Raw genomic sequence first — 25,528 nt, forward strand, 5'->3', positions numbered from 1 at the left:
GGGGACGCCAAGTCCCCCGAGGCGGCCGGCAACGGCGGTTACCGCACGACGGCCCACAGTTCCCACGACCAGGTCGTGGGACGGCACTCGAACCGGACGAACCCGCCGGTCTGCACGTACCACTGGCCGTCGGCGTAGCACTCGTACTCGTAGGCCGCGCCGTAGCTCCACTGGTACTTCATGATCTGGCTGTCCCCCGCGCTGGCCGGCGGCGCGAACACGACCGTCGACGCCAGCGCGCCCATGACGGCGGCGGCTGCGAGCTTCTTCTTCACTTGTCTGTCCCCCGGTTCTCTCTGAACACGTACAAGGGACAAACAATCATGAACCCGGCACGCTTGTCCGCCGAACGGGGGAATTGGTCACTGCTTGCGGGCGACCCCGCCCAGCGTCAGGAAGTTGAGCTCGCCCAGCGGGTGCAGCCGCGGGCCGTCCGGCCACCATTCGTGCAGGTAGACCAGCCCGGGCCGGAGCAGCTCGGTGCCTTCGAAGAAGCCCGCGATCTGGTCCCGGTTGCGGTACACGCTGCCCAGGCCGGTGCCCTGGAAGCTGGTCTCCAGCAGCCGCGCGAGCTCCTGGCGCGGGGAGTCTTCTTCCGGGTCGAAGTTGTGCGTGAGCAGCAGGAACGACCCGGGCGCGAGCGCGGCCACGTACTCCGCGACGATCGACTTCGCGCGGTCGTAGTCGTCGATGTGGTGCACGATCGAGGTGAGGATCAGCGCCACCGGCCGGGTGAAGTCCAGGTACTCCTTGACGACCTCGTCGGCGAGGGTCTCGGCCGGCCGCGTCAGGTCGGCGCCGGTCACGTGGGTCAGGTAGTTCTCTTCGAGCAGCGCCCGGCCGTGCACCTGCACGACCGGGTCGTTGTCGACGTACACCACCTGCGCGTCCGGGTTGTACCGCTGCGCCACCTCGTGGGTGTTTTCCGCCGTCGGCATGCCGGAACCCAGGTCGAGGAACTGGTCGATGCCGCGTTTGCCGGCCAGGAACCGCACCGCGCGCACCAGCCAGTCCCGGTGCTCCTTCGCCATCGCCCGCGCGCCGGGCGCGATGGCCAGGAGACGCCGCATGGCCTCGCGGTCCACTTCGTAGTGGTCGTGCCCGCCGAGCAGCGCGTCGGACAACCGGGCCAGGCTCGCCTTGCTGAAATCGAGGGCGGCCGCACCGCCCTCGGTTCCGGACCGCAGGTCGCCAGGCGTCATCGGCTGCTCTCCCACTCTGCGCGTGGTGGCGGCACCCCTGCCCGGGCTTCGCTCACCGTGTCCGGCGACGGACAGTGCTCAGATTACGACATGGGGTGCACCAAGTGAACCGGGCACAAGGGCCTTGCCTGCCAGGGACAACGACCCGATCGGGGCGCCACCCGGCCCGGAGATCGTTACGGGAAACGCAATTCCCGCCACGTCCGTCCCCCATCCGTGGTCCGGTACACCGCGGACCCGCCGAAGGCGTCCGGCTGCCCGTCGACGACGACTCCCGTGCCGCCGCCGGGGAAGTCGAGATCGGTCAACGCGAAGCCCCGCTCCGGCAGCTCCAGCGTCGTCCACGTCCGGCCGCCGTCCGCCGTGTGGTGCAGGAACCCCACCCCGCCGCCGATGGCCGCGACCGTCGCCGACGTCGGCGAGGCCGCCGCGAAGCCCTGGTTGATGCCCGCGAACGGCACCGCGTCTTCCCCGCTGAACCGCGCACCGAGCTGCGGGGCGTGGCGCAGGTGCCGTTCCATCGAACCCGGCTGCGGCGAGCCCGGGCTGCCGCTGCACAACGCCACCACCTGGCGCTCGCGGACGCCCGCGAGCGAGGCCACCTGCCCTTCCGGGCACGGCGGCTCCGCCGGGGTGAACCGGGCGCCGTCGCGGGAGGTCCAGTACCGCTCGGTGCCGTAGTCCGCGCCGAGCGCGACCTGCAGGCCGCCGCCGATCGCCAGGTCGCCGTACGTGAGGCCGCCGGTGACCTCGAACCCGGGCACCGGGACCAGAACCGGCGAACCGGCGGCCCCCGAGTACAACCGGGTCGAGCCGTGGCCCTCGCCGTAGCTGGTCAGCAGCGCGAAGACGCGCCCGCCGGTCTCGGCGATCTTCGAGAGGTAGTACGGCTCCCGCGCCCCGGCCAGGGTGACCGGACGCCAGCTGGCCCCGCCGTCGCGGGTCGCGAGCACGTGGACGCCGTCTTCGACGTAGGCGACGCGGTCACCGAAGAACCGCAGCGCCACGTGGTTGTGGTTGTCCGGCAGCGACATCGGCGGCGCGCCCAGCCGCCGCCAGTGCCGTCCGGCGTCGGTCGTGCCCAGCAGCGCCGGGCACCACGTCTGCGCGCACGGCGAGTACCCCAGGACGTACCCGGTGTCCGGGCCGGTCCAGCTCGTCGAGGCCGGTTGGAATCCGGACGGGATCACCGGGTCCGCGGTCGCGGGCGAGGCGAACGCGGTCAGGAGGGCGATGACGGACACCAGCAGCGCACATCTCATGATCACCTGACGCCCCGCGCCCGGCGATGGTTGCCCAGCACGGGACGGTTGCGCCGCCCGGCTCAGCGCGGTGCGGCCGGCCGGGCGCCGAGCTCGGCGGGGCCGTCGGCACCGCGGCCGGCGATCACGATCGCTTCCCTTCCAAGAACGTCGTCGCGAGCGCGGCCCAGCCCGGCAGGAAGTGCCCGGCGTCCTCGGTCAGCCGGACGTCGGCGTCCGGGAGGGCCTGCCGCAGGTTCGCCGCCGCGTCTCGCTGGTCGAGCAGGACGTCGCGCGCCCCGAACTGCGCCTGCACCGGCATCGCCAGTTCCCGCAGGCGCTCCACCGGGAACACCGGGATCGCCCCCAGCCGCGGCTTGAAGTGCTCGAACGTCGCCAGGGTGAACTCGCCGACCGCGCGCCGCCCCGGGTCGGGCGGGCTGCCGTGGGCGACCATGGCCAGCGACCGGCGGCGGCCCCAGTCGCCGAAGAGGCTGTAGGCGGCGAACTTCAGCAGCGGCGCGGTCCGGCGCCGGCCGAGGCCGGACGGGTTGACCAGGGCCAGCGCGGCGACCCGCTCCGGACGGCGAAGCGCGTAATCCAGTGCCCACCAGCCGCCCAGCGAGGTGCCGAGGAACGCCGCGCGCGGCAGTTCGAGCCCGTCGAGGACGTCGTCCAGCCACTCGGCGTACGCGGGCGACCCGAGCGCGGGCCGCGCCTCGACGGTCCGGCCCGGCTCGCCGGGCGCGTCGACCGCGTACACCCGCAGCCGCCCGGCCAACGTGGCGATGTCCGGCAGCCAGTGCGCGGCCGTGCCGCCGGACCCCTGCAGCGCGACGACCGGCGGCGCGGCCACCGGACCGGACACCACGGCGAAGGTGTCCCCCAGCCGAGTGGCCGGCGTGCGGCGCTCGGACGGCACCGGCCACCGGTCCAGCAGCGTGTCGTAGCGCTCGCGGACCGCGGCCGCCCCGGCCGCCGACCGGTAGACCGCGGTCACGTCAGGTTCTCCGCGATCGAGGCGACCCACCGCAGCAGGTCGGCCCCGGCCGCCAGGTCGCCGAGCACGATGATCTTCATGGTGGCGCGCTCCCCGTCGTAGATGGTCTCGACGCGCAACGGCCGCTCATCCCCGTCGCGCGGCCCGTTCACCGAGGCCACGACCATGGTCGCGATCCGGTCCGCGCCCGCCCGGTCGACGCCGGCGAGCTCGACGACCCCCGACAGCTCCGCGACCGGGCCCGCGGCCCGCTCGGCCACCGGCAGCCCGGTGAAGGCCGCCAGGTCCTCGGCCGTGATCCGGTACTGCTTGCCGATCCGGACCGCCTTCAGCCGCCCGTCCCGCACGTAGTTCCGGACCGTCCGGACGTGCAGGCCGAGCTTCGCGGCGACCTGTTCGACGGACAAGACGTCCTGCGCCATGACCCTCCTTGCGTTCCTCAAACTACCCTATCACTCCCTTAATAGGGAAGTTTGAGGAGCATGCGGTTCGCTCACCCGGGTGACGGGTACTCCGAGGTGTTGTTCCTGCCCACGCAGATACGTCCACATCGGACAGTCGAAGGGACGCCGACGATGCCGTATCCCCCGCCTCCGGAGCCGTACGGAACGCCGTACGAGCCCGCCCCTACCGAAGAGATCGTGGAGCGCACCCACCCGCGCATCCGGGTCGTGCGCACGATCAACGCCCTGATCCACCTGGTCTGTGCGGTGTTCGCGCTGGTCCTGGCCGTGCACATCGTGCTGGTGCTGGGCGGGGCGAACTCGGCCAACGGCTTCGCGCACCTGATCTCGGAGTGGTCGGCGGGCGTGTCGCTCGGCCTGCGGAACCTCTTCACGCCGGACTCGGAGGGGTTGCGGACGTTCCTGAACGACGGCCTCGCCGCCGTCCTCTGGCTGATCATCGGCGCCATCCTGACCGACGTCATCGCGCGGATCGGCGTGCCCGGCCCGCGGCGCGTCTGGTACCGGCGCAGCTACCGCTGAGCCACGAAGAAGGCCTCCCCGGTACGCCGGGGAGGCCTTCTTCGTGGGCTATCGAGGCTGAGGCTGTTCGGCACCGGGTTGGACCGGCTCCGGCTCGGGTGCCGGCAGGGCCTGGTCGGCGGGCTCGCCACCGCGGGGTGCGGGAACGCCCTCGGCGGCGATCGCGTCGAAGTGTTCACGGCACCAGCGGCCGTAGCGCCTTGCGTGCACAGTCATCGCGTCCACCTCCTCTCGTCGGGCGATCCTCGTCACACCAACAGCGTCCTCCGCCGCGGCGCCGAAAGCCAACAGATTTAAGCGGGACTTAAGACACGGACGGGTGAACGTCCACAGAGGACGCGGGCCTCAGCCCGCGAACTCCTGCACGACCGTCCGGCAGAAGGCCGGCAGGTCGTCCGGGTTACGGCTGGAGACCAGTCCGTTGTCCACTACCACCTCTTCGTCGACCACGGTGGCACCGGCGTTACGCAGGTCCGTCCGGATGCTCGGGTACGACGTCAGCGTGCGACCACGCACGACATCCGCTTCGACGAGCGTCCACGGACCGTGGCAGATCACCCCGACCGGCTTGCCGGCCCGCACGAAGTCGCCCACGAACTTCACCGCCGCGGCGTCCGTGCGGAGGTTGTCCGGGTTCATCGTGCCGCCGGGCAGCAGCAGCGCGTCGAAGTCGCCGATTTCGACGTCGGCGACCTTCCGGTCCACCGCGAACCGGTCACCCTTGTCGATGTCGCCGTTCATCGCCTGGATCTCGCCGGTGTCCAGGGACACCAGCTCGACCGTCGCGCCCTCGTCGAGGACGGCCTGGCGCGGCTTTTCCAGCTCGACCTGTTCGACGCCGTCCGCGGCCAGGATCGCGACCCGGCGTCCTTGCAATGCGTTCGCCATGGGGCTCCTCCGTCGGAAAACTGAGTGCACCGGGGTAATTACCCCGTCGTTCCGGCGTCAAACCAAGTCCAAAATGGACAGTGTAATCAGTCCGCACATTCGATGGCGAGCACCGCGATATCGTCATGTGAGGAGCTCCCGAGCCAGTCCCGGACCGACTGGCGCAGCTGCCGCACGACCTCCCGGGCGGGCTCCCCGGCCGCCGCCGTGAGTACGGCGCGCAACCGGTCGTCTCCGAAGAGTTCCGTCTGGTCGTGCCGGTTGCGGGCTTCGGTGATGCCGTCGGTGTACAGGAGACAGACGTCGCCGCGCTCCAAACGCACCTCCGCCTCGGCGAAGCGGGCCTGCGGCGAGATGCCGACCAGCGTGCCCGGCACCGTGACCTCCTCGACCACGCCCGAGCGCCGGACGACCAGCGGTGCCGGGTGGCCGCCGGAGGCCAGGGTGAGGCCGATCCCGCCGTCGGAGGGCCGGGCCGAGCCGAGCACCAGGGTGGCGAACCGGCTGCTGCCGCCGGCGATGAGCAGCTCGTTGAGCAGGCGCAGCAGCGTGCGGCCGTCGCGCTCGACCATCGCGAGCGCGGTCAGGGCGTGCCGGACCCGGCCGGTCAGCGCGGCGGCCTCGGGGCCCTTGCCGCAGACGTCGCCGAGCACCAGGAACGCGCTGCCGTCGTCGCGGGGCAGGACGTCGAAGAAGTCGCCGCCGACGGTGAGGACCCCGCCCGCCGGCTCGTACCAGGTCTCGAACCGGGCGCCGTCGAGCTCCGGCGGGTCGGCCGGGCGCAGCGTCGTCTCCAGGCCGCGGGTCGCCTCTTCCTGCCGGGCGTAGCGCTGGGCGTTGGCCAGCGCCGTCCCGGCCGCCACGGCGAACTCCGCGACCGCACGGGACTGCTCGGCGCCGAACTCGGCGTCGCCGCGGCGGCCCAGCAGCAGGGCACCGGTGACCCCGGCGCTCGCGTTGGGCCCGAGCGAAACGACCGAGACGTCGGCGTGCCCTCCGAACCGGTCGGCGACCACCGATGGCAGCGTGGCGACCTCGGGCTCGGGCACCGGCGCCTGCTGGGGCGGCCCGACGGCCCCGAACGTCGCCGCCAGCACCGGCGCGGTCTGGGCCGGAACCCGCCGGATCCGGCCGTGGCCCTGCGCGGCCGGCCGCTCGCAGCTCCACCACTCCCAGCGGCCGCGGGTGGTCGGCAGCAGCACGAAGACGGTCTCGGCCAGCGCGGACGCGGCCAGCTCGGCGATCACCCGGGCGGTGCCGTGCCGCCCGCGGGCGGCGGCCAGCCGCGGGCCGGCCTCGGCCAGGAAGTCCCCGACGTGCCGCCGCGGGACGTCGTCCGCGCGCACGGTCCAGGAGTGCCAGCCGCCAGGCAGGGCCCGGATCCGCGCCGGACGCCGGTGACCGGCCGCTTCGACGTGGCCGGACGTCTCGGAGGCAGCGTTGAGCTGGGGCTCGGCGTCGCCGGTCAGGGCCCGCGCCGCCGGGTTCGCCCAGCGCACCACCCCGGCGTCGTCCTGCAGGAACACCGCGTCCCGGACGTCTTCGAGGGCCGCTCGGGTGAAGGCGTCGATGCCCGGCGGCCCGCCGTCACCGGTCATCGGCGGCAGGGCCGCCGAGGCCGGGGCCGGACGTGACACCATGCACGGACCTCCTGCCTCCGGACTGCTGTCGCACGGCTACCGCGTGAGCGGGCGGGCTGGCTCGAAGTGTAGGGCGAAGCATGGCACGCTGGGTCGACGACCATGGCTGGCGCATGCGTGGTGGAGAGGGTCGGCACACATGACAACGGAATCCCAGAGCGAAGCGGCCGCGCTGGAGCGGGTGCTGGTCGCGGTGCGGGATCTCGGGGACGGCAACTTCCGCCGGCGGCTCGTCCCGCACGGCGACGGCATCTCGGCGCAGCTCGCCGTCGCGTTCAACGACATCGCCGAGCGCAACCAGCGGCTGGTCAGCGAGCTGCTGCGGGTCCGCGCGGCCGTCGGGCAGGAGGGCCGGCTCAGCGAGCGGCTCGAAGGCCAGGTCGGCACCGGCGGCTGGGCCACCGCCGTCGACGCGGTGAACGGCCTGGTCGAGGACCTCACCCGGCCGGCGATCGAGCTGGAGCGGGTGCTCGGCGGGGTCGCCGACGGCGACCTGTCCCAGCCGATGACGCTGACCCTCGACGGGCGCCCGCTGCAGGGCGCGTACGCCACGCTGGCGAAGACGGTCAACGGCCTCATCGCGCAGCTGTCGCGCTTCGCCGCCGAAGTGACGAGGCTCTCCCGCGAGATCGCGGGTGAGGGACGTCTCGGCGGCCAGGCCGTCGTCCCGGGCGTGTCGGGCACCTGGCGCGACCTCACCGACTCGGTCAACTTCATGGCCGACAACCTCACCGAGCAGGTCCGCAACATCGCCCAGGTCACCACGGCCGTCGCGCGCGGCGACCTGACCCAGAAGATCAACGTCGACGCCCGCGGCGAGATCCTCGAGCTCAAGAACACCATCAACACGATGGTCGACCAGCTCTCGGCGTTCGCCGACGAGGTCACCCGCGTCTCCCGCGAGGTCGGCTCGGACGGCAAGCTCGGCGGCCAGGCGCAGGTGCCGGGCGTCGCCGGGACGTGGCGCGACCTCACCGACTCGGTCAACCTGATGGCCGACAACCTGACCGACCAGGTCCGCGGGATCTCCCAGGTGGCGACCGCGGTGGCCAGCGGCGACCTGACGAAGAAGATCGACGTCGACGCCCGCGGCGAGATCCTGCAGCTGAAGAACACGCTGAACACGATGGTCGACCAGCTCTCGGCCTTCGCCGGCGAAGTCACCCGCGTGGCGCGCGAGGTCGGCAGCGAGGGCAAGCTGGGCGGGCAGGCGGAGGTGCCCGGCGCGGCCGGGACGTGGCGCAGCCTCACCGACTCGGTCAACCAGATGGCCGACAACCTCACCGACCAGGTCCGCAACATCTCGCACGTGACCACGGCGGTGGCGAAGGGCGACCTGACGCAGAAGATCACCGTCGACGCGCGCGGCGAGTTCTTCGAGCTCAAGACGACCATGAACACCATGGTGGACCAGCTCTCGGCGTTCGCCGACGAAGTCACCCGAGTGGCGCGCGAGGTCGGTACCGAGGGTCAGCTGGGCGGGCAGGCGCAGGTCCCCGGCGTCGCGGGCACGTGGCGCGACCTGACCGGGTCCGTGAACTTCATGGCGAACAACCTGACCACCCAGGTCCGCAACATCGCCCAGGTCGCGACGGCCGTCGCGCGCGGCGACCTGACGCAGAAGATCGCCGTGGACGCCCGCGGCGAGATCCTGGAACTCAAGACCACGCTGAACACGATGGTGGATCAGCTGTCCGCCTTCGCGGACGAAGTCACCCGGGTGGCGCGCGAGGTCGGCACCGAGGGGAAGCTCGGCGGCCAGGCCGCCGTGCCCGGCGTCGCCGGGACCTGGAAGGACCTCACCGACAACGTCAACTCGATGGCGAACAACCTGACCGACCAGGTCCGCAACATCGCCACGGTGACGGCGGCGGTGGCGAAGGGCGACCTGACGCAGAAGATCACCGTCGACGCCCGCGGCGAGATCCTCGAGCTCAAGACCACGCTGAACACGATGGTCGACCAGCTGTCCGCCTTCGCCGACGAAGTCACCCGCGTGGCGCGCGAAGTCGGTACGGAAGGCATCCTCGGCGGCCAGGCGCGGGTCCGCGGCGTCGCGGGCACCTGGAAGGACCTCACCGACAACGTCAACGTCATGGCCGACAACCTGACCGACCAGGTGCGCAACATCGCCACCGTGGCGAGCGCGGTGGCCAACGGCGACCTGTCGAAGAAGATCCGGATCGAGGCCCAGGGCGAGGTCGCGGCGCTGGCCGAGACGCTGAACGGGATGGTCGAGACGCTGCGGGCGTTCGCCGACGAGGTCACCCGGGTCGCCCGCGAGGTCGGCACCGAAGGCATCCTCGGCGGCCAGGCCCGCGTCCCCGGCGTCGCCGGGACGTGGAAGGACCTCACCGAGAACGTCAACTTCATGGCGCACAACCTGACCAGCCAGGTGCGCAACATCTCGCAGGTCACGACGGCGGTCGCGAAGGGCGACCTGACGAAGAAGATCGACGTCGACGCCCGGGGCGAGATCCTCGAGCTCAAGACCACGATGAACACGATGGTCGACCAGCTCTCGGCGTTCGCCTCCGAGGTCACGCGCGTGGCGCGCGAGGTCGGCACCGAAGGCAAGCTGGGCGGCCAGGCCGAGGTCGACGGCGTGTCCGGCACCTGGCAGCGGCTCACCGAGAGCGTGAACCGGCTGGCCGGGAACCTGACCACCCAGGTCCGCGCGATCGGCCAGGTGGCGACGGCGGTGACCGCGGGCGACCTGACCCGGCACATCACCGTCGAGGCGAACGGCGAGCTGGCCGACCTCAAGGACAACATCAACCAGATGATCGCGAACCTCAAGGAGACGACGAGGACCAACCGCGAGCAGGACTGGCTGAAGACGAACCTCGCGCAGCTGTCGGGCCGGATGCAGGGGCACCGCGACCTGGTCTCGGTCGCGGCCCTGATCCTGTCCGAGCTGGCCCCGCTGGTCCGGGCGCAGCAGGGCGCGTTCTTCCTGGCCCGCGAAGACGACCGGGACGGCACGGTGCTCGAGTGCATCGCGGCGTACGGGCTCGCGGAGTCCCGCGCGGGGCTGCGGTTCGCGATGGGCGAGTCGCTGATCGGGCAGGCCGCGGTCGACCAGCGCACGGTCCTGGTGCACAACGCGCCGCCGGAGTACGCGCTGATCTCCTCCGGGCTCGGCTCGGCCGCGCCGGTGAACCTGATCGTGCTGCCGGTGCTGTTCCAGGGCGAGGTGCTCGGGGTGCTGGAGCTGGCCTCGGTGAACGAGTTCAGCACGGTCCACCAGGACCTGCTGGAGCAGCTGCGGCACACGATCGGCGTCAACGTGAACACGATCCTGTCGAACTCGCGGACCGAAGCGCTGCTGACCGAGTCGCAACGGCTGGCCCAGGAGCTGCGGGCCCGGTCGGAGCAGCTGCAGGCCCAGCAGGGCGAGCTGCGGCGGTCCAACACCGAGCTGGCCGAGAAGGCGGCGCTGCTGGCCCAGCAGAACCGCGACATCGAGGTCAAGAACAGCGAGATCGAGCAGGCCCGGCAGGAGCTCGAGGAGCGGGCCGGGCAGCTGACGGTGGCGTCGCAGTACAAGACCGAGTTCATGGCGAACATGTCGCACGAGCTGCGGACGCCGCTCAACAGCGCGTTGATCCTGGCGAAGCTGCTGTCGGAGAACCCGGAAGGGAACCTGACCGAGAAGCAGATCCAGTTCGCGAAGACGATCTACGCGGCCGGGTCGGACCTGCAGCAGCTGATCAACGACATCCTGGACCTGGCCAAGGTCGAGGCCGGCCGGCTGGACATGCAGATGTCCGACATCACGCTGCCGGAGCTGGTGGACTACGTCGAGTCCCTGTGCCGCCCGCTGACCGCGGACAAGGGCCTGGAGTTCGCCGTCCACATCGACCCGCCGGTGCCCGGCAGCGTCCACACGGACGAGCACCGCCTCCAGCAGATCCTGCGGAACCTGCTGTCGAACGCCGCGAAGTTCACCAACGAGGGCGGCGTGCGGTTGCACATCCGCGCGGCGGACCCGGCGGAGGTGGAGCAGGAGTCCCTGAAGAACGCGCCGGGCATCATCGCGTTCGCGGTCGAGGACACCGGCATCGGCATCCCGGAGGAGAAGCTGGCGGTCATCTTCGAGGCGTTCCGCCAGGCGGACGGCACGACCAGCCGCAAGTACGGCGGCACGGGCCTGGGCCTGAACATCAGCCAGCAGCTCACCGAGCTCCTGGGCGGCGAGCTGCGCGTGGTGAGCGAGCCGGGCGTGGGATCGACGTTCACCCTGTACCTCCCGGTGGCGGCGGCCAACCTGGTGGACCCGGCCCTGACGGCGCTGTCCTCCCCGCGGCTGCCGTCCGTGCCGAGCACGGTGCTGGTGGCCGCCCCGGACGTGACCCCCAAGCGCTTCCACGGCGAGAAGGTCCTGATCGTCGACGACGACCTGCGCAACGTGTTCGCCCTCGCGGCGGTCCTGGAGCAGGCGGGCCTGGACGTGATCTACGCGGAGACGGGCGTCGACGGCATCCGCGCCCTGGAGCGCAACGAGGACACGGCGCTGGTCCTGATGGACGTGATGATGCCGGAACTGGACGGCAACGCCACGATCGCGGCCATCCGCGCCGAGGCGGCCAACGCCGACCTGCCGGTGATCGCGGTCACAGCCAAGGCCACCGCGGAGGACCGCGCCCGGACACTGGCCAGCGGCGCGGACGACTACATCACGAAGCCGGTGGACACGGACAAGCTGCTGGACGTGATCGCGGCGTCCCTGGAAGCGGACGCCGCATCGACCCGCGACGCCGCCTCTTACGACGATGGAGCGGGTGACGGGAATCGAACCCGCGTAGCTAGTTTGGAAGACTAGGGCTCTACCATTGAGCTACACCCGCGTGCCCCCGGAGGTACCCGGGTGCGCGGATAGCTTAGCGTGACCCGCTAGGCTGATCACACACCCCCCTGGGGGTGGACCCGGGATGTGGCGCAGCTTGGTAGCGCATCCGCTTTGGGAGCGGAGGGTCGCAGGTTCAAATCCTGTCATCCCGACCAGGTATTCATCTTTCACACCACGCCCGACGAGCAGACGCTCGCCGGGCGTGTTTGTGCGTGTACGTTCCGCGACGGCGATGCGCTCGCCGAACGTCGCCACGACGGCGCGAGACGACGGTGCACGGTCGGCGGCAGGACTGGCCGGGGCGGTGTTGTCTGCCTCGCCAGTGGCGGTCTGGGGCGCCGGATCGGCGGGTATGGACGGGGCGGAGAGTCGAATGACCTGCCCAGCCTCATGCAGTGCAGCGAAGGGCTCCGTGAAGTCGGCCCTCTCGACGCTGCCGTCTTCTGCGATGTAGAGCTTCTCGAAGAAGCCCTGGTTGATCTGCCGGCGAAGGGGATTGGGTGCGCTGAGGTAGGCGACCTCGCAGTGGCTGGCGGCAGCTAAGGCTCGATCGAGGGTGGCTTCGATGTCGGCGGTGGCAGCCTGGGCTGCCTTGATCTCACCGTCGGCGGCTGCGAGCTGGCGGGTCAGGCGCTTCATCTCAGAGGCCAGGAGATCCTCGGGGATGGCTCCTGCGTAGTGAGCCCGGAGCAGCTTCTGACGCTCGTCTTCGACGCGCTGCCTGTTACGGCGGGCACGCTCCAGGCTACGGCTGGCTTCAGCCTGCTGGGCCGCCAGTTCCTCGCGGACGGCCACCCGGATTTGGTCGGCGTGTTCAGGTCGGACACAGAAGCTGCGGTAGAAGTCGGCGATCCCCTCTTCGACCTTCTCGACCCGGACGGCCCGACGCTGACAGTTGTTCGTCTTGGTCTTGCGCTTGACGCAGTGGAAGTAGGCGTAGACGCCCCCGTTGTCCTGGTGCTGCGAGTAGACCTTGCGACCACCGCAGTTGCCGCAATAGATGGTTGAGCGCAGGTAGTGGTTATGGGTGCGATCTTTTTCGCCGGTGTGGTTGTGAGCGGCCAGGACGTGTTGAACGGCCAGCCAGACGTCGGGCTCAACGAGTGTCGGATGCTTGCCCTCGTAGTGGATGCCTTGATAGCTGACGACGCCGACGTAGTAGGGATTGGCCAAGATGTGGTACATGCCGGTGAGACCGATGGGCTTGGCGGGACGCTTGCGGTTAGGACGACTGGTGAGGCCTTTGGCCTGAGCAGCGAGCGTGAGATCGATGGCGCTCCACTCGCCGGTGGCGTACTGCTCCAGGCACCAGCGGATGATCTCGGCCCGCTCGGGGTCCAGCTCGACCCAAGAGCGTTCGACGCCCTCGCGCGTCTCGCGGCGGTTGTAGTAGCCCAGCGGAGCATAGAAGGGGGTGCCACCCTCCATAGCCTTACGGACTAAACCTTTCTTGACTTCCTCGGCGAGGTTGGCGGAGTAGAACTGGGCAATCTCAGCCATGAGGCCGTAGAGAAGCTTGCCGCTGGGCGTGTCGTCGACGTTCTCGGTGCAGGAGACGAGCTTGACGCCGTGCTTGCGAAGCATGATGTTGATGGCGATGTCGTCTTCGCGATTGCGGGCCAGCCGGTCGATCTTGTGGACGAAGACGAAGTCCGGCCGCTCCTTCTTGATGTCGCCGAGCATCCGCTGTAGGTCGTCCCGCTGAGCAGAGCGGGCAGACTCTCCGGCGTCGACGTACTCCCCCACGATGGTGACACTCTGCTGCGCCGCCCGCGCATAGCAGGCTTCACGTTGGGCGGGGATGGAGTAGCCCTCGGCACCGCCACCGGTGCGAGCCTGCTCACGGGTACTGACCCGCAGGTAGATGAAGCCGGCCAAGCCCTCGTTCTTCGGGGCTGCGCCACTTCGAGACTTGCCTGGCCGGACGACGCGAAGGGCGTCGAGGGCGAGAGGCTTCGGTGCGGGGCCAATAGGTTGTTGTTCAGGTGTTGACATTAATAGTTCTCCTCTCCGAATGCTCACAAAGTGCTGCTATCTGGTTCGTCCGGCCATGACGGCGGCTTCGCGACCGTCTCCGTCAGCTGCACTGACCCGATCCGCGCGATCAGCTGCAGTTCGACTTCCGTCGCCTCGCGGTGCGGTGCGCTGGCGATTTCGAGCCGGGCTCCAGCCTTGCTAATCGCCCAGGCCACCTTGCTGTAGTCGCCAATTCTTAGGGCAACCCGGCTGTGGTCGAAGGCGATCACGTAGGTCACGTCGTCCCGGCGGTCGAGGTCGTCGAGAAGGGCGGCCAGGCCGGGTCGGCTCAAGCTGTTGCCTGAGCCCTGGTCGGTGTAGACCCCGGCGACCTCTAAGCCCAGTTCGGCAGCCCGCCGTTCGCAGGCGCGTCGTTGCCGGGCGGCAGCCTCGTGCGGCGGCTCGTCCCGGGCCACCCGCAGGTAAATGAGCGCCTTGGCGCTTTGGGTTGATTTGGCCATAGCAGTTCTCCCGTTGGCTTCATGGAGCCATTATCACGTTTCCTTCCGTTCATTTTTTCAGTCTTTTTAGGAAGTGCCAAGACAGGACATCCTGTCCTTATTTCTCGGGAAGGTTCCAATCGTTGGTTTGGGGTGGCGGGTAGCAGCCGTAAGGCCGCCACCCGCCACCGTGAGGTGCGCGTCAACTGGTGAGCTTGCGCCGCCCGCGCGTTGTTGGCTGGACCTCCGGAGCGGCCTCGTCCGCTTGGGCGGCCCCAGCCGAATCGGCGACTGCTTCGGCCGTGGTGCCGAACAGCCCCTCGATGGAAGCCCGCCGAGCGGCGGCCTCCTTCTCGATCTCCTCCAGCGCGGCAGCGGCGCGCTGGGCGAAGTCGGGCTCTTGCCGCTTCGTGCTGACGTAGAGCTCGACCGCCCGCAACGCGGCATCGTTGAGCGAAATCCCGTCGAGCTGTGCTACCAGCGTGAATTGCGCGTGCAGGGCGTCGGGAACCTTGATCCCCAGCGTCTTGACGCCTCGTGGTTCGGACACGTCGTCCTCCTCGGTGTTGGTGCGGTCGCCCATGTCTGCACCGGTGCGCAAGAACTGGGATGAGCGACCGCAGGCCACCGACAAGGCGGCGCGGGAGGCGAAGACGGTCAAGAGACCGCCTTCGCCTGAGTGACCCGCCACGCGGCCAATCGCTCTTCGGCCAGCCGCGCGTAAGCTGGATTCAACTCGATGCCGACCCAGTCCCGGCCGTACATCTCGGCGGCTACCGCCGTGGTCCCAGAACCAATGAACGGATCAAGTACGATCCCCGGCCGCCAGTCGGCCCGGCAAGGGCAAGTGGGTCGCAGCGGTCCCGTCGCCAGCAGCCGACCGTGCAGGCGCTGCGGTGCCCGCTGCCACGGGGCAGCGCACTGCTGGCAGACCCGCTCCGGGCAGGTGGCCAGCAACCCCCGCCGCACGAGACGGAGCGGGAATGTGGCGAAGTGCGCGCCCCGGTAGCTTCCTGTTGCTTCAGACCAGCAGTCGGTCGGATTTTTCCCTAACGGGTGGCTGGATATCCCGGCCCGCTTCAGCCGGGCCAGCCCGTGGTTCAGGTCCACGCGCGGGCTCCGGCCGCCGCCCAGGCTCGGCACCGCCGTGCGCGGCAGTGAGGGCCTAGCTCGCCTCGAGGTCCGGCCGGCGCCCGCGGTCTTGGCGGGCTCCCGCACGGCGTCCAGGTCGAAGTGATAGTTCGCCTGCCGGGTAAAGAAGTACACGTACTCGTGGGCGTTGGTGAACCGGTCACGCACGCTCGACGGCGTCGGGTTCGGCTTCGCCCACACGATGGTGTTGCGCAATAGCCACCCGGAACGGGTGAGGCGCAGCGCGACTCGACTGGGCCCGAGCAACAGCGACTTCTTCTCGGCCCCCTCCCGGGGATGACGGCTGTAGCCGTCGCCCAGGGTTAACAGCAGCGAACCCGTTGGCACCAGCACCCGCGCCAGCTGGTCGCAGACCCCCGCGATTTCCTCGGCCCAGGCTTCAACCGTCGCTTCCGCGCCGATCTGCCCGTCGCTGCCGTAGTCCCTCATGGCGAAGTACGGCGGCGACGTGATCACGCAGTCCACCGACGCGTCGGGTAGCTCCCCCAGGCGGTCGCGGACGTCGCCGACCAGGATGCGGTTACGAGGAAAGTCCCGCGCGCTCATGCCATGGCCTCCACCGACGCGGTCAGCAGCGCCGGGCCGTCGGCCTGTCGCGCGACGGCAAACAGGAACCGGACGTCAGCCTGGAGGCGGTCGATCACCTCCTCGCGCAGCCGCGTCACTCCGTGGTCATCGGGGGACAGCCACAGGATTTGCGGGAAGATGCCGCGTGCTTGCTGCTCGGTGCGGCTGCGCCAGAACGACACGTAGCGGTCGCAGCGCCGCCTCAGGGTCGGCACACTCTCGGTGGACATGTCCACTTCCAGGAACGCCACCCGCTCGTAGTCGCCGACGCCGACTCGCACGTAGGCATCGGGGCGCAGGGTGAGCGAGGCTCCAGTCGGCCCGGTGAACATGCGCCAGGCCGCCGGTTCGCCGTCGAAAGCCAACAGGTCCACTCCCGGCTGGCTTCGGGCGGCTTCGGTCAAGCCAACGCACACCTCGGCCACCGCCAGCACGTGCCGGGTGAAGTGCGGCTTGGTGTCCCAGACCGTCCGGCGGCGACGACCGTAGGGACCGTTCACCCCCAGGACCGCCAGTCCCAGCCCTGATAGCCCGAAGATGGCCGCGCCAGAGCCCGGCTGCAGGCCACCGACCCGGCGGCCGAGGTGGACGATGACCCTGAGTTCGCGCAGCCGTTGCAACCGCGCGCGAGTGCGCCGCGCCTGCGCCAAGGCCGAGCCTGCCGGAGGATGGAGCCGCTGGATTTGCCGCGAGGTCAGCAGCCGCAGCCGGTACAGCGACGCCAACACCTCCAGGTCGACGGGGCTGAGGCGGTCCCGCAGGAGGGCCGCGCGGGTGTGAGTGATTCGAGGGGTCATGAGTCACCTCCTTGAGCCGAGAATTTCGGTGGTAGTTGAGTCGTGTTTCCCGTGGTCAGCGGGCAGCGTTGGCAGCAGGGAACGGCTAAGCGAATGACGGCCCTTCCAACCGCGCCGAGCCGCCTCATGGCGTCCTCCGCTGGACCGAAAACGGCACCTCGGGCTGCCCGCCGTCGTCACCGCGCCAGCGACGCACGAGCGCGGCGTCGACCTCCGCGCCGGACGCGGCGTAGCGCTCGCGGCTGGTCTGCCGTAGCCGCTGCGCGTCAGTCCGCGCAGCCGGCAGCGGCAACGTCTGGACGGCAAACGGAGGCGTCATGGTGCTGTCGACCAGCAGCCGGGCGCAGGCCTGGAAGGCGCCCAGCCCCAGCAGGTCAGATTCGGTCACCGGCGCGCCGAACACCCGCGCCAGGGCGGCCGCGTCGTCGGGTGACGGCCGGAACGACAGCCGCGAGCGGGCGTTGGCCGTCACCGCCGCCAGCAGGTGGGTGCTGAGCTGCCGTAGGTGCTGATGGGCGGCCGTGATTGATACACCAAGCCCCCGGCATTGCGCCAAGACTTCCCCGAAGTCAAGCGCGCCGAGAAAATCTTGAAACTCGTCGATGTGCAGCGCCACCGGATACCGCTGACCCTTTGGTAATCGCGCGCGCCGCTGAGCCGCCGCCCAGGCGGCTGAGAGCAACATGGCCCCGAGCAACCGGGCCGCCTCCGGCCCGATCACGCCGCGGTTGAGGTTGACCAGCACCACGCGCGGACGACCGGAGAACAACTCGTCAAACGAGAACTTCGGATGGGGCTGCGCCAGCATCCGCCGGATCGGCTGCCGAGCCAGGAAGGCCCGGAGCTTGTTCCCCACCGGAGCCGTCACCTGCTGCTGCTCGCCCGGCGACAAGTGGTCGAACCAGCTCCACCACTGACCCAGTACCAGCGGATCGCCGACCTGCACCACTGCCCGCCGTCGGAACGGCTCGCTCGCCAGCAAGATCGGGATGTCGGCTAGCGTGCCGTCCGGGAGGCGGGCCGCCGTGAGCAGGCTGTGCATCAGGACGTCTGCCGAGCGCGGCCCAATCGCGGTTCCGTATAGGGCGCGGAATAGCCCGACCAACTCATCGGCTCGCTGCTCAGCCTGTTGCACAGGACCAGCCAGTACGTTGAATCCCACCTGATCGTCGTCGGCTGGGTCGATCACCACCACGTCGGCGTGACGGTGGACCGGGAGCCGGCGCAGGACGTCCTCGATCAGGTCCCCGCGCGGCTCGATCACCAGCACGCCGTGCCCGGCCGCCGCATCCGCAAGGATCAAGGCCGCCAATTCGTTGCTCTTGCCCGAGCCCGTGGGGCCGGTCACGACGGTGTTATGCACGCTGGTTGCCAGCGGCATCGTCACCAGCTGGCCGTCGTCAGCGGGATGCAAGCTGGCTCCCAGCACCCGGTCAGCACCGAGGGCGACCCGCGGGCGCAGGAGCTGCTTCGGTACCGGTGCCAGCCGGGAACTCTGGCCCGGCACCGTCACACCGCCGAGCGGCCAGCCCAGCAGGCCCGCCAGCTCCGAGCTGGAGACCACCGATGACCAGTTGAGGGCCGGTCGGCGCAAGGTCACCAGGTCACGAGCCCGCGCCGCCGTGTAGAGCGTTGAGCGGATCGTGCAGTGACTGGAGTTTGCCAGCGACAGCGCCCCCACCACCGACCGGATGATGACGCTAATCCGTTCCGGCGTCGCCGCCGTTGCACCTACTCGGCAACGCCCGCCGTAGAGTGGCTCTCCAGCCTTTTGCCGCCAGGCCTGCTGCTCATGCGCAGAGGGGGAGGTGCGCTCCTTGAAGCCCAGCGCCTCTTCCAAATTGAAGGCCTGCGGACGCTCGGCACGCTGGTAGGACGGTCCCACTACCCACTGCAGGACTGCTGACTCGTGCGGGCCGAGCATCCCCGCTACCGCCAACACCCCCGCACTCACGGCCTCAGCGGTATCGAGCCGCAGCGGAAACGCGAAACTCGACAGCCGCAGGTCAGCGGCCAACTGCGGCTCCGGCCGGCGGGCCGCGGCCGCCGGGGTCAGCTCCAGTTCGGGCAGCTGAGCCCGCAACTGGCTTGGCAGGCTGGAAGCGATGTGCGGGTCGAGGGCCACCGCCCACCGCACCAGGTTCGAGGTCAGCCAGGCCTCAAACACCACCACCGGCGTGCGCTGGAGCAGACCCGTCTTCGGCCGTGTCGCCAGCGGCCGCAGCAGCTTCACCACCGCAGCGACGCTCACATCGCGGGGCGGGAACAGTTCGAACCACACCAGGTCACTCATGCCGCGCCTCCGCGGATTGCGGCGCGGCGGCCCCCGACTTCGCGCCCGGCGCCGGCTGCCTACCCAGCCGAAACCGTGCCAGCGCGATGCACGCTCGGGCCAGCTTGCGAATCGCCGGATGCACCCGTTCCTCGGCCGTGACCGTTACAGGTTGCTCTGACTCGGACATAAAAACCCTCCTTTCGATATGTCTCGAAACGAGGGGAAGTGTGCGTACATCTCTAATAAAGCCTGACGTGCTTGACACTGCTGCACGCTCGGCGCATAAATGAGATATGCAGCAGCCCCCTTGTTCCAAGGAAGTTGTTGTGTGTAACACCTGAGCGCGTTCGCCAGCGCAGATCCAGTGACGGAGAGGACTTCCAGGAAATCTCCGCAGGGTGACTCCTGGCGACGCGTTCAGGACTTTCAATTATTCCCGAGGCCCAACAAGGCCTTCAAGGTAATTATCCACAGGCCAAAAAGCGATCGGCTGCAGCGACAAGTAGAAAACTACCAGACGAAACTTTGCAAGAAATCTGCTAGATAGCACAAATCAGAAATGTTTGCTTGAACTGATATTTAAGATTGGCGGCCGTGATCTGCGAGATAGCGCGGCCTGTGGGCGTCCGAGTACGCCGCCACTGCCGGTGCAGGCTCCAGGTCAACAGTCTGCAGCCCAGGTCACGTGCCGACTGGATCAACTCCTCGTTTACGCCGTCCGATTCAATCAGTTCCTTGCGAGTCTTTCGAGGCATGGCCTGTCTCCTTCCTGCCGGGGCAGCGCCGCCCAGTGGGCATAGCTCCGCCCCGGCTCGAATAGGTTGGGATTAAAGAGGTGATGCCGTCGCCGGCTAGCGGCGCCTGCGCTCCATGTAGAGGCGCACCAGGAACAACGCCGACAGAATGCCGAGCGCGTAGATCAGCTGGACGGGCATAGCGTGCGCCACGCCCAGCCCGAACATCAGGACGAAGATCGTCACCATGACCGAGCGGAACTTACCAAGGACGGCGTCCATTGGTGACTTGCTCTTGCTCACGACTACCTCCTCAGACTCGGTTGCGCTTACGCGCTCGAATAATTTCTTGGTCCACGTCAGCTTGGGCGCGGTTCCACAGCGCGTTGAGCTGGTGTTCGGTGAACCGCTTCATGAAGCGTTGGAGTTCCTGGCAGGCGGCTTCCGACTCCTGGATGCGTTGATCCAAACGCCGCAGGTCGTGCTGGTACGAGCCGAGCATGCAGATGTTGAAGGCGATGAGCAGCACCACCGCAATGACGCACGCGACCGTGAGCATAGTGGTCTCACCACCGCTCGTACGGTCTATTGCAGTAGTCGTCGATAAGGTACGACGCGCTCGCTCCGTACGTGACGTGCATCCGCTCCATGAGCGACAGCGTCAGCGGCGACACGCCGCGATCCCGCGCCCGCTGAATCCGCCGGTCTGACTCCTCGACGCGGTCGAAGGCCGTTTCGACCAACTCGCCACCCGTGTAGAGCGTCGATGCCGCCCGGTAGTAACGGTCTCGCTCAGTCACGTCGCTGGAGTAGCTGACCGGATCGGGCACTCGCCGCACCGGCGAGCTCGGGGCTCTCCGGGCGAGGCCGTAGTCAGGCTGCGGCCCGCCCTGGCCGTTGACCACCCGGCCGTAGGCCTCGGTGGCGGCTTGGAACCTGTCCATCTTTGTCTCCTTCGGTTGCGGACTGCGCGGGTTGCGCTGGCGTCCGGCTGACACCGAAAAGTAGACAGGCCTGAGGAGTGCAGACGCTACTATTTGGACACTGGGAGAAGATCTTGAGCACCTCGTTTACCCAGCTCAGCGCAGGGTTTCGCCGAGTCATTTGGGCACTGATCATGGACAGACGCTAGCTCTCAGTGTTGTCCGTGGGCGACTCTGCGGCCTTCTCGACCTGCTCGCGAGCACGTTGCAGGCGCAACTCATCTAGGGCGGCGTACCAGTTCTTCTGCCACTTTTTGGTCGTCATTTTTGATTTGCCCAAGGGATGCTGATCTTCCCATGATTTCATGGCAGCACGCTCTTCATCAGTCACATCCTCGTTGAAGTAATTGGGCTTAGGGAGCCTGTATTCCTCTGCGAGGTAAGAATCGTTGTTCTGTAGCCAAAATCGCCCATCGTCTTGCTCGGGTGAATGTGACTTTTCGACCATATGAAAGGTGACTCATTAACTAAGTACCATTATTGCTGGTCGGGAGTTTTTGTCAAAGGGAGAGGTGTCGCCGGTGCTAGCCTGGAGCAAGACTAACGACCAGCGGGCGGTAACATGACGGACAGAGACGCAATGCTCAACTCTAAGCGAGACGAACTCATCGCGCTCCTCCAGATGCTATCCCAAGACCGGGGAGTTCGGCGCGAAGACTTGATCGCCCTGCTGCATGGAAAGCTGCGCAAGCTTGCTCAATGCTGGACGCTCGATCTAAACGATGACTCAAAATTCATTAGGCAATGTATCGCCCGTGCTCTAAATGGGCATATCCAAGTTCTACAGCCGCGCTGGGGGCAACGCCTGCAAATCAAGGAGCGCGAAGCGCAACGAAACAGACGAATCGCGGCAGTTGGATTCAATATTAGTAGCTATCCTGAAATCTACGAAAAAGGTTTGCAGGCGCGCTGGGAGTGGCTTAACAAAGACTGTAAGTCTGATCTCCAAGTTCCCATGGGAACCAGCCGCCGCATCTTTAGGGAGGCCATCGGCGAGATCGCCGAACGGATGATCAACGCAAGCGCGGCCTTGGGGCTGGCAGAGCCTGAAGCGGAACCGGCGCTATCGCCACCCGTCCAACCGCACTTCCTTACCCGCCTCGTCAAACTCTCCGGCGAGCTTCAGCAAGCGCTTGACGCCACCCGCGATGCTTGCCGGACTCAAGGCCGCGCCTTCTACACGTCAGACCTCCTGGTGACCCTTCTCGACCTGCCGGAAAGCCGGGCCGCCCAGTGCTTCGACGCTGTCCGGTTCGGTCTCAGTGGCGAGATCCGCGATCAGCTCATGCAGACCCTCGATTCGGACAAAAAGCACTCGCCCTTCGTCTCGTTCGACTGGGTGGAACGTCTTGACGTGCAGGTGGCGGCCCGACATGCCATGCGTGACAGTCAGCTCGTCATCAGCGAGATACATCTCCTGCTGGCGGTTCTTGACGGCAAGGCTGCAACAAATCTCTGGCTGCAGCGACACCTAGGGGAGGAGTACGAGCAGGTGCGAGCGGTCGCTGAGCGCCGCAGACGCGACCGACCCGACACCATCAACAGTCCGACGCCGGATGGTCGGTAGGAGTTAGGGCACCGGGGAGGAGACAGGAGCGCCATGGCGAGCGTGATCCTCGGCGGCCAGCACTGGGAGCTGAGCGATGAGCCCATCGGGTCGGGCGGGGCCGGCCGCGTCCACCTCGCCACCTGCGACGGCTACAAGCCACACGTCATAAAGCTCGTGCCAAAGTTACCGGGCGCCTCCCGTGAATGGCTCATCGCGGGCGACCTGCACGGCGTCCCAAACGTTATCCCCGTCTTGGATCTCGAAGAGACAGACACGCACTGGGCCCTGCTCATGGCGAAGGCCAGGCAGTCGCTGCGCGACTATGCCGAGTCGGTAGGCCGTGTCCTGCCGGAGCGCGACGCTCTGGTGATCCTCCTGGATATCGCCCGTGCGCTGGTCGAACTGGCACGCGCCCGCACCATCGACGGCAAGGTCGGCATTGTCCACCGCGACCTCAAACCCGAGAACGTCCTCTATCTCAACGGCGCATGGTGTGTGTCCGATTTCGGCATCGCCCGCTACAGCACTGACACCACCGCCACCGACACCGCCCGATACCGCATGACGCAGGAATATGCCGCCCCGGAGCAGTGGCGCGGCGAAACGGCCGACGCCTTCACGGACGTCTACGCCTTTGGCATCATCGCCTTCGAGTTGCTCACCGGCTCGCGCCCGTTTGCACGCCCGGACCTGAGGCGACAGCACCTCCACGCCCACCCGCCTGCACTCGCCACTGTCTCACCGCGCCTCGCCGCCATCGTGACTCAGTGCCTATGCAAAGATCCGGGATCCCGCCTGACTCCTGACGATCTCAGGAACGACTTAGAACGAGTCTGGTCTGCAATGACTGGTGGAGTCACCCCCGTACTCGCAAGAGGTGCAAGCGCCCTACAGCGCGCCAACCTCACTGAGTCGACCCGGCGCTCAGAAGAGGCGTATCAAAAGGTTGAAGCGAACATAAGAGCTGAACGCGCCAACGCTCTCTTCGATGACGCACATACTCAGTGGGCAACGATTTGTCGCGAGCTAAAAGTCGCCATGCTGGATCATGCGCCGCATTGCGTCGTGGACAACATCGGCGACAAAGAGGGCTGGCAGCTCGGACTTGGACCGGCAAAGCTAGTGTTTGGTGTCATAAAGCGATTCGAACGAAAGAGGCCTAGCGGGCCCAGTGGGTACGTCCACCCCAATCTCACCAATCTCCCGTTTGAGGTCATCGCCACCTGCTTCGTCGCGGTGGGCGATTCGTCGCTGAAGTCTGGCGGACACGTCGGGCGGGCGCACTCCCTGTGGTTTTGTGACGCGCAACAACCTGGACGGTTCGCCTGGTTCGAGACGGCCTTCAGGTACGCAGAAGTCCCGAGAAACCAGGACGATGCCATCCACCAGTATGGTTGGCTGCCGCGCGGCCGATACTTGCCCTGCGCTGGAGAACCCACCGACACACTCGTCGTCCGCGCGCTGAAGTGGATCGCCGACGACAGTCTGATGCGCGTCGCTTGGCCGTTCACGCCGCTGCGACCCGGCAATCTCGACGAGTTTATCGACCGCTGGGCCAGCTGGTTCGCAGGCGCCGCCGAAGGCACGCTCCCGCACTCGTCAGGTACTCAGGGGCCGCAGCCGGCGGGCACCTGGCGCGGTGTGAGCCGGGTAGTGCGAGATCAGGTGCCGTCGGGCCCGAGGACTGCCCCAAGCCGGCCGGATCATGACAGATCACAGAGACCCCATGGCAGCCTCCTCAATGTCAAGCGCAGACGGCGGCCGCTAAGACGTCTCCTGCACGACCCGCGCACCCGCGCCTCCGTCTGGCTCCTCGTCGGCCTACTGTCGCTCATCTTCGCCGCCAAGTTCACGGACGCAGCGACCCCATGGGCTGGCAACCTCTACGACCGCGACACCACCGGCATGTGGCAGTGGCTGGCTTCCATTGGGCTCTGGTTGCTCACGGGCTTGGCGGTCGTGCGCCTGTCTATGCTCGCGATGCGTTGGCTAAAGAGGCTGCACTGACCTCGGAGCCGCAGCTTATTTATTCGATGCTTGCGCTTCGTTTGGCAGCTCTTCCCGCTCCAAAAATGCCACCGCCACCCGTCGTGTCTCAGCTAGCGGGACCTCGTAGCTTGCGGGTATCTCGCTGGCGTTACCCATGTAGTCGTAGACGACGTTACCCGTCAGGTTGGCGTCGCCGACCGTGTGCGCTGCTCGGGGCGTCATGAACATGACGAAGCCGGTTTCTTGGCCAATGCCCATGTCAAACACCCCACGTCGCGGGTCGCCCTGGACGGAGCACTCAATCATCGAGGGGACGGGCAAGCCTTTCGTGTCGGCTTGGACCTGAGCAATCAGGGCGTCAAGCTCGGCGGCCGTGCTCACCAGAATCGGTGGGTCACCCTCGGCGTAGTCGTTGTCCGGTTCCTGGTTGTACCAGACTTCCAGCGTCACCACGGCTTTGCTCCTCCGGTAAACGTCTTGCGGTACCGCGGTGCGTGTACCGTCATGGAATAGCCCTCGGGCAGGATAACCGGCACCAACGTGTCGCAACCGTACGGACCCTTGCACGGCCGGTTATTAAGGGCCACGTCGAGGTGCTTGCGACCTTCGTGCACCATGCGGGCGGCCAGCTTCTGTTCCACGTCCGATACCCGTGTCGTCTCCGCTGGTACCGGAATGCCACGCTCTTGCAAGATGGCCCAGGCTCGCGCCGAGTCCTCGTCCCGTCCGCTGGCAATCGGGTGGGCCTGGCCGTGCTCGTCGACCCATTGCCCGTGCGTCTTGACGCCCGAGTTGGCGACAACCGGCGGCGGCAGCTCGGCTTGGAGGGCTTCGGCTTGTTCCCGAGTGAGCCGCTGACCGTCCGGCACCGCCGAGGCCGGCGCGGGCGCAGCTGGTGGCTGTGTCGGCGAACCAGCCGGGCCGCCCGCTTCCTCCGGCGGTGTGCTCGCCCCGAGGCGTTCGAGGTAGCCGCTGAGCGCTCCGCTGGCGCGACCGACCAGACCGGCTATCTCGCTGGCACCTTGGGCTGCGGTCCCCAGGCCGCCCGCAGCCTGCGTCATCTCCGGCTGCTCTGACCCGGTCTGTCCGAGGGCTTGGGCGGCTTCTTCGAGCAGGCTGGCGGCTTGCGTCAGGGCTTCGGCCAGTTCCCGGGCCGCGACCGGCGGCAGCTCCACCGGGAAGCGGTGGCCCTGGTGGACGCCGTTCTTCAGCACGGC

General features: G+C 68.0%; 24 protein-coding genes, 2 tRNA genes and 1 pseudogene. 7 read left to right on the plus strand and 20 right to left on the minus strand.

Annotated elements, in window-relative coordinates:
- Window positions 1-38: 38 nt before the first annotated feature.
- From ACWDN5_RS36565 to ACWDN5_RS36585, 5 genes are all read right to left on the minus strand, one after another.
- Complete coding sequence (locus ACWDN5_RS36565) at window positions 39-275, minus strand: hypothetical protein (RefSeq protein ID WP_449679498.1); 237 nt, start codon at window positions 273-275, stop codon at window positions 39-41.
- Window positions 276-362: 87 nt separating this feature from the next.
- Complete coding sequence (locus ACWDN5_RS36570) at window positions 363-1,202, minus strand: SAM-dependent methyltransferase (protein WP_310972204.1); 840 nt, start codon at window positions 1,200-1,202, stop codon at window positions 363-365.
- A 176-nt stretch (window positions 1,203-1,378) separates the two neighbouring features.
- Window positions 1,379-2,464: a WD40/YVTN/BNR-like repeat-containing protein gene (locus ACWDN5_RS36575; protein WP_449679517.1), complete on the minus strand. Its 1,086-nt coding sequence runs from the start codon at window positions 2,462-2,464 to the stop codon at window positions 1,379-1,381.
- Between the two features lie 124 nt (window positions 2,465-2,588).
- Window positions 2,589-3,443 (minus strand): alpha/beta fold hydrolase, encoded by an 855-nt coding sequence (locus ACWDN5_RS36580; protein ID WP_449679499.1) that lies wholly within the window; start codon window positions 3,441-3,443, stop codon window positions 2,589-2,591.
- The gene (locus ACWDN5_RS36585; RefSeq protein WP_449679500.1) at window positions 3,440-3,865 is read right to left on the minus strand and encodes a helix-turn-helix domain-containing protein; all 426 of its coding nucleotides are present in this window, start codon (window positions 3,863-3,865) and stop codon (window positions 3,440-3,442) included. The genes ACWDN5_RS36580 and ACWDN5_RS36585 overlap by 4 nt, the downstream gene beginning before the upstream one ends.
- Window positions 3,866-4,018: 153 nt before the next feature.
- Between ACWDN5_RS36585 and ACWDN5_RS36590 the strand changes: the two genes are divergently transcribed.
- Window positions 4,019-4,429, plus strand: coding sequence for a hypothetical protein (locus ACWDN5_RS36590; RefSeq protein ID WP_310972198.1), 411 nt, complete (start codon window positions 4,019-4,021; stop codon window positions 4,427-4,429).
- Window positions 4,430-4,774: 345 nt separating this feature from the next.
- Here ACWDN5_RS36590 and ACWDN5_RS36595 read toward each other — a convergent pair whose 3' ends face one another.
- Entirely contained in the window at window positions 4,775-5,317 is a 543-nt protein-coding gene (locus ACWDN5_RS36595) for a type 1 glutamine amidotransferase domain-containing protein (RefSeq protein ID WP_310972196.1), read from the minus strand.
- 86 nt (window positions 5,318-5,403) lie between these two features.
- Complete coding sequence (locus ACWDN5_RS36600) at window positions 5,404-6,957, minus strand: SpoIIE family protein phosphatase (RefSeq protein ID WP_449679501.1); 1,554 nt, start codon at window positions 6,955-6,957, stop codon at window positions 5,404-5,406.
- A gap of 139 nt (window positions 6,958-7,096) precedes the next feature.
- On the opposite strand from ACWDN5_RS36600, the gene ACWDN5_RS36605 reads away from it, so the two are divergent.
- On the plus strand, window positions 7,097-11,782 hold the full coding sequence (locus tag ACWDN5_RS36605) for a HAMP domain-containing protein (protein WP_449679518.1): 4,686 nt from the start codon (window positions 7,097-7,099) through the stop codon (window positions 11,780-11,782).
- On the opposite strand, the gene ACWDN5_RS36610 is transcribed toward ACWDN5_RS36605, so the two are convergent.
- Window positions 11,734-11,807 (minus strand) — tRNA-Gly (locus tag ACWDN5_RS36610). The two genes, ACWDN5_RS36605 and ACWDN5_RS36610, sit on opposite strands and share 49 nt — an antisense overlap.
- Window positions 11,808-11,887: 80 nt before the next feature.
- Here ACWDN5_RS36610 and ACWDN5_RS36615 point away from each other — a divergent pair.
- Both ACWDN5_RS36615 and ACWDN5_RS36620 read left to right on the plus strand, forming a co-directional pair.
- Window positions 11,888-11,964: transfer RNA gene (locus tag ACWDN5_RS36615), tRNA-Pro, on the plus strand.
- A 523-nt stretch (window positions 11,965-12,487) separates the two neighbouring features.
- Window positions 12,488-12,817, plus strand: a complete 330-nt coding sequence (locus tag ACWDN5_RS36620; RefSeq protein ID WP_449679502.1) for a hypothetical protein — start codon at window positions 12,488-12,490, stop codon at window positions 12,815-12,817.
- On the opposite strand, the pseudogene ACWDN5_RS36625 reads toward ACWDN5_RS36620, so the two are convergent.
- A pseudogene (locus tag ACWDN5_RS36625) lies at window positions 12,707-13,393 on the minus strand (recombinase family protein); the annotation flags it as partial. The gene ACWDN5_RS36620 and the pseudogene ACWDN5_RS36625 overlap by 111 nt on opposite strands.
- On the opposite strand from ACWDN5_RS36625, the gene ACWDN5_RS36630 reads away from it, so the two are divergent.
- The gene (locus ACWDN5_RS36630) at window positions 13,379-13,501 is read left to right on the plus strand and encodes a hypothetical protein (protein ID WP_449679503.1); all 123 of its coding nucleotides are present in this window, start codon (window positions 13,379-13,381) and stop codon (window positions 13,499-13,501) included. The pseudogene ACWDN5_RS36625 and the gene ACWDN5_RS36630 overlap by 15 nt on opposite strands.
- A gap of 326 nt (window positions 13,502-13,827) precedes the next feature.
- On the opposite strand, the gene ACWDN5_RS36635 is transcribed toward ACWDN5_RS36630, so the two are convergent.
- From ACWDN5_RS36635 to ACWDN5_RS36675, 9 genes are all read right to left on the minus strand, one after another.
- Window positions 13,828-14,286, minus strand: a complete 459-nt coding sequence (locus ACWDN5_RS36635) for a recombinase family protein (protein ID WP_449679504.1) — start codon at window positions 14,284-14,286, stop codon at window positions 13,828-13,830.
- 181 nt (window positions 14,287-14,467) lie between these two features.
- Entirely contained in the window at window positions 14,468-14,926 is a 459-nt protein-coding gene (locus ACWDN5_RS36640; RefSeq protein ID WP_449679505.1) for a hypothetical protein, read from the minus strand.
- On the minus strand, window positions 14,923-15,963 hold the full coding sequence (locus ACWDN5_RS36645; RefSeq protein WP_449679506.1) for a DNA-methyltransferase: 1,041 nt from the start codon (window positions 15,961-15,963) through the stop codon (window positions 14,923-14,925). The genes ACWDN5_RS36640 and ACWDN5_RS36645 overlap by 4 nt, the downstream gene beginning before the upstream one ends.
- Entirely contained in the window at window positions 15,960-16,781 is an 822-nt protein-coding gene (locus ACWDN5_RS36650; RefSeq protein ID WP_449679507.1) for a replication-relaxation family protein, read from the minus strand. The genes ACWDN5_RS36645 and ACWDN5_RS36650 overlap by 4 nt, the downstream gene beginning before the upstream one ends.
- Window positions 16,782-16,905: 124 nt before the next feature.
- On the minus strand, window positions 16,906-19,074 hold the full coding sequence (locus tag ACWDN5_RS36655) for a type IV secretory system conjugative DNA transfer family protein (RefSeq protein WP_449679508.1): 2,169 nt from the start codon (window positions 19,072-19,074) through the stop codon (window positions 16,906-16,908).
- 833 nt (window positions 19,075-19,907) lie between these two features.
- Window positions 19,908-20,093 (minus strand): hypothetical protein, encoded by a 186-nt coding sequence (locus tag ACWDN5_RS36660; RefSeq protein WP_449679509.1) that lies wholly within the window; start codon window positions 20,091-20,093, stop codon window positions 19,908-19,910.
- A gap of 10 nt (window positions 20,094-20,103) precedes the next feature.
- Complete coding sequence (locus ACWDN5_RS36665) at window positions 20,104-20,349, minus strand: hypothetical protein (protein ID WP_449679510.1); 246 nt, start codon at window positions 20,347-20,349, stop codon at window positions 20,104-20,106.
- Between the two features lie 7 nt (window positions 20,350-20,356).
- Window positions 20,357-20,734, minus strand: coding sequence for a hypothetical protein (locus tag ACWDN5_RS36670; protein WP_449679511.1), 378 nt, complete (start codon window positions 20,732-20,734; stop codon window positions 20,357-20,359).
- Between the two features lie 184 nt (window positions 20,735-20,918).
- Window positions 20,919-21,221, minus strand: coding sequence for a hypothetical protein (locus ACWDN5_RS36675; protein WP_449679512.1), 303 nt, complete (start codon window positions 21,219-21,221; stop codon window positions 20,919-20,921).
- A 210-nt stretch (window positions 21,222-21,431) separates the two neighbouring features.
- Here ACWDN5_RS36675 and ACWDN5_RS36680 point away from each other — a divergent pair, with 210 nt between their 5' ends.
- A complete protein-coding gene (locus ACWDN5_RS36680) occupies window positions 21,432-22,340 on the plus strand; it encodes a hypothetical protein (protein ID WP_449679513.1) in 909 nt (302 codons plus the stop codon).
- Between the two features lie 33 nt (window positions 22,341-22,373).
- A complete protein-coding gene (locus tag ACWDN5_RS36685; RefSeq protein WP_449679514.1) occupies window positions 22,374-24,329 on the plus strand; it encodes a serine/threonine-protein kinase in 1,956 nt (651 codons plus the stop codon).
- A gap of 15 nt (window positions 24,330-24,344) precedes the next feature.
- On the opposite strand, the gene ACWDN5_RS36690 is transcribed toward ACWDN5_RS36685, so the two are convergent.
- Together ACWDN5_RS36690 and ACWDN5_RS36695 are read right to left on the minus strand one after the other, a co-directional pair.
- Window positions 24,345-24,764 (minus strand): Imm1 family immunity protein, encoded by a 420-nt coding sequence (locus tag ACWDN5_RS36690; RefSeq protein WP_449679515.1) that lies wholly within the window; start codon window positions 24,762-24,764, stop codon window positions 24,345-24,347.
- Window positions 24,758-25,528 (minus strand): DddA-like double-stranded DNA deaminase toxin (locus ACWDN5_RS36695; protein ID WP_449679516.1); only part of this gene is annotated, 771 nt, incomplete at its 5' end. The genes ACWDN5_RS36695 and ACWDN5_RS36690, both read right to left, overlap by 7 nt.

The sequence above is a fragment of the Amycolatopsis sp. NPDC003731 genome, from assembly GCF_053586895.1.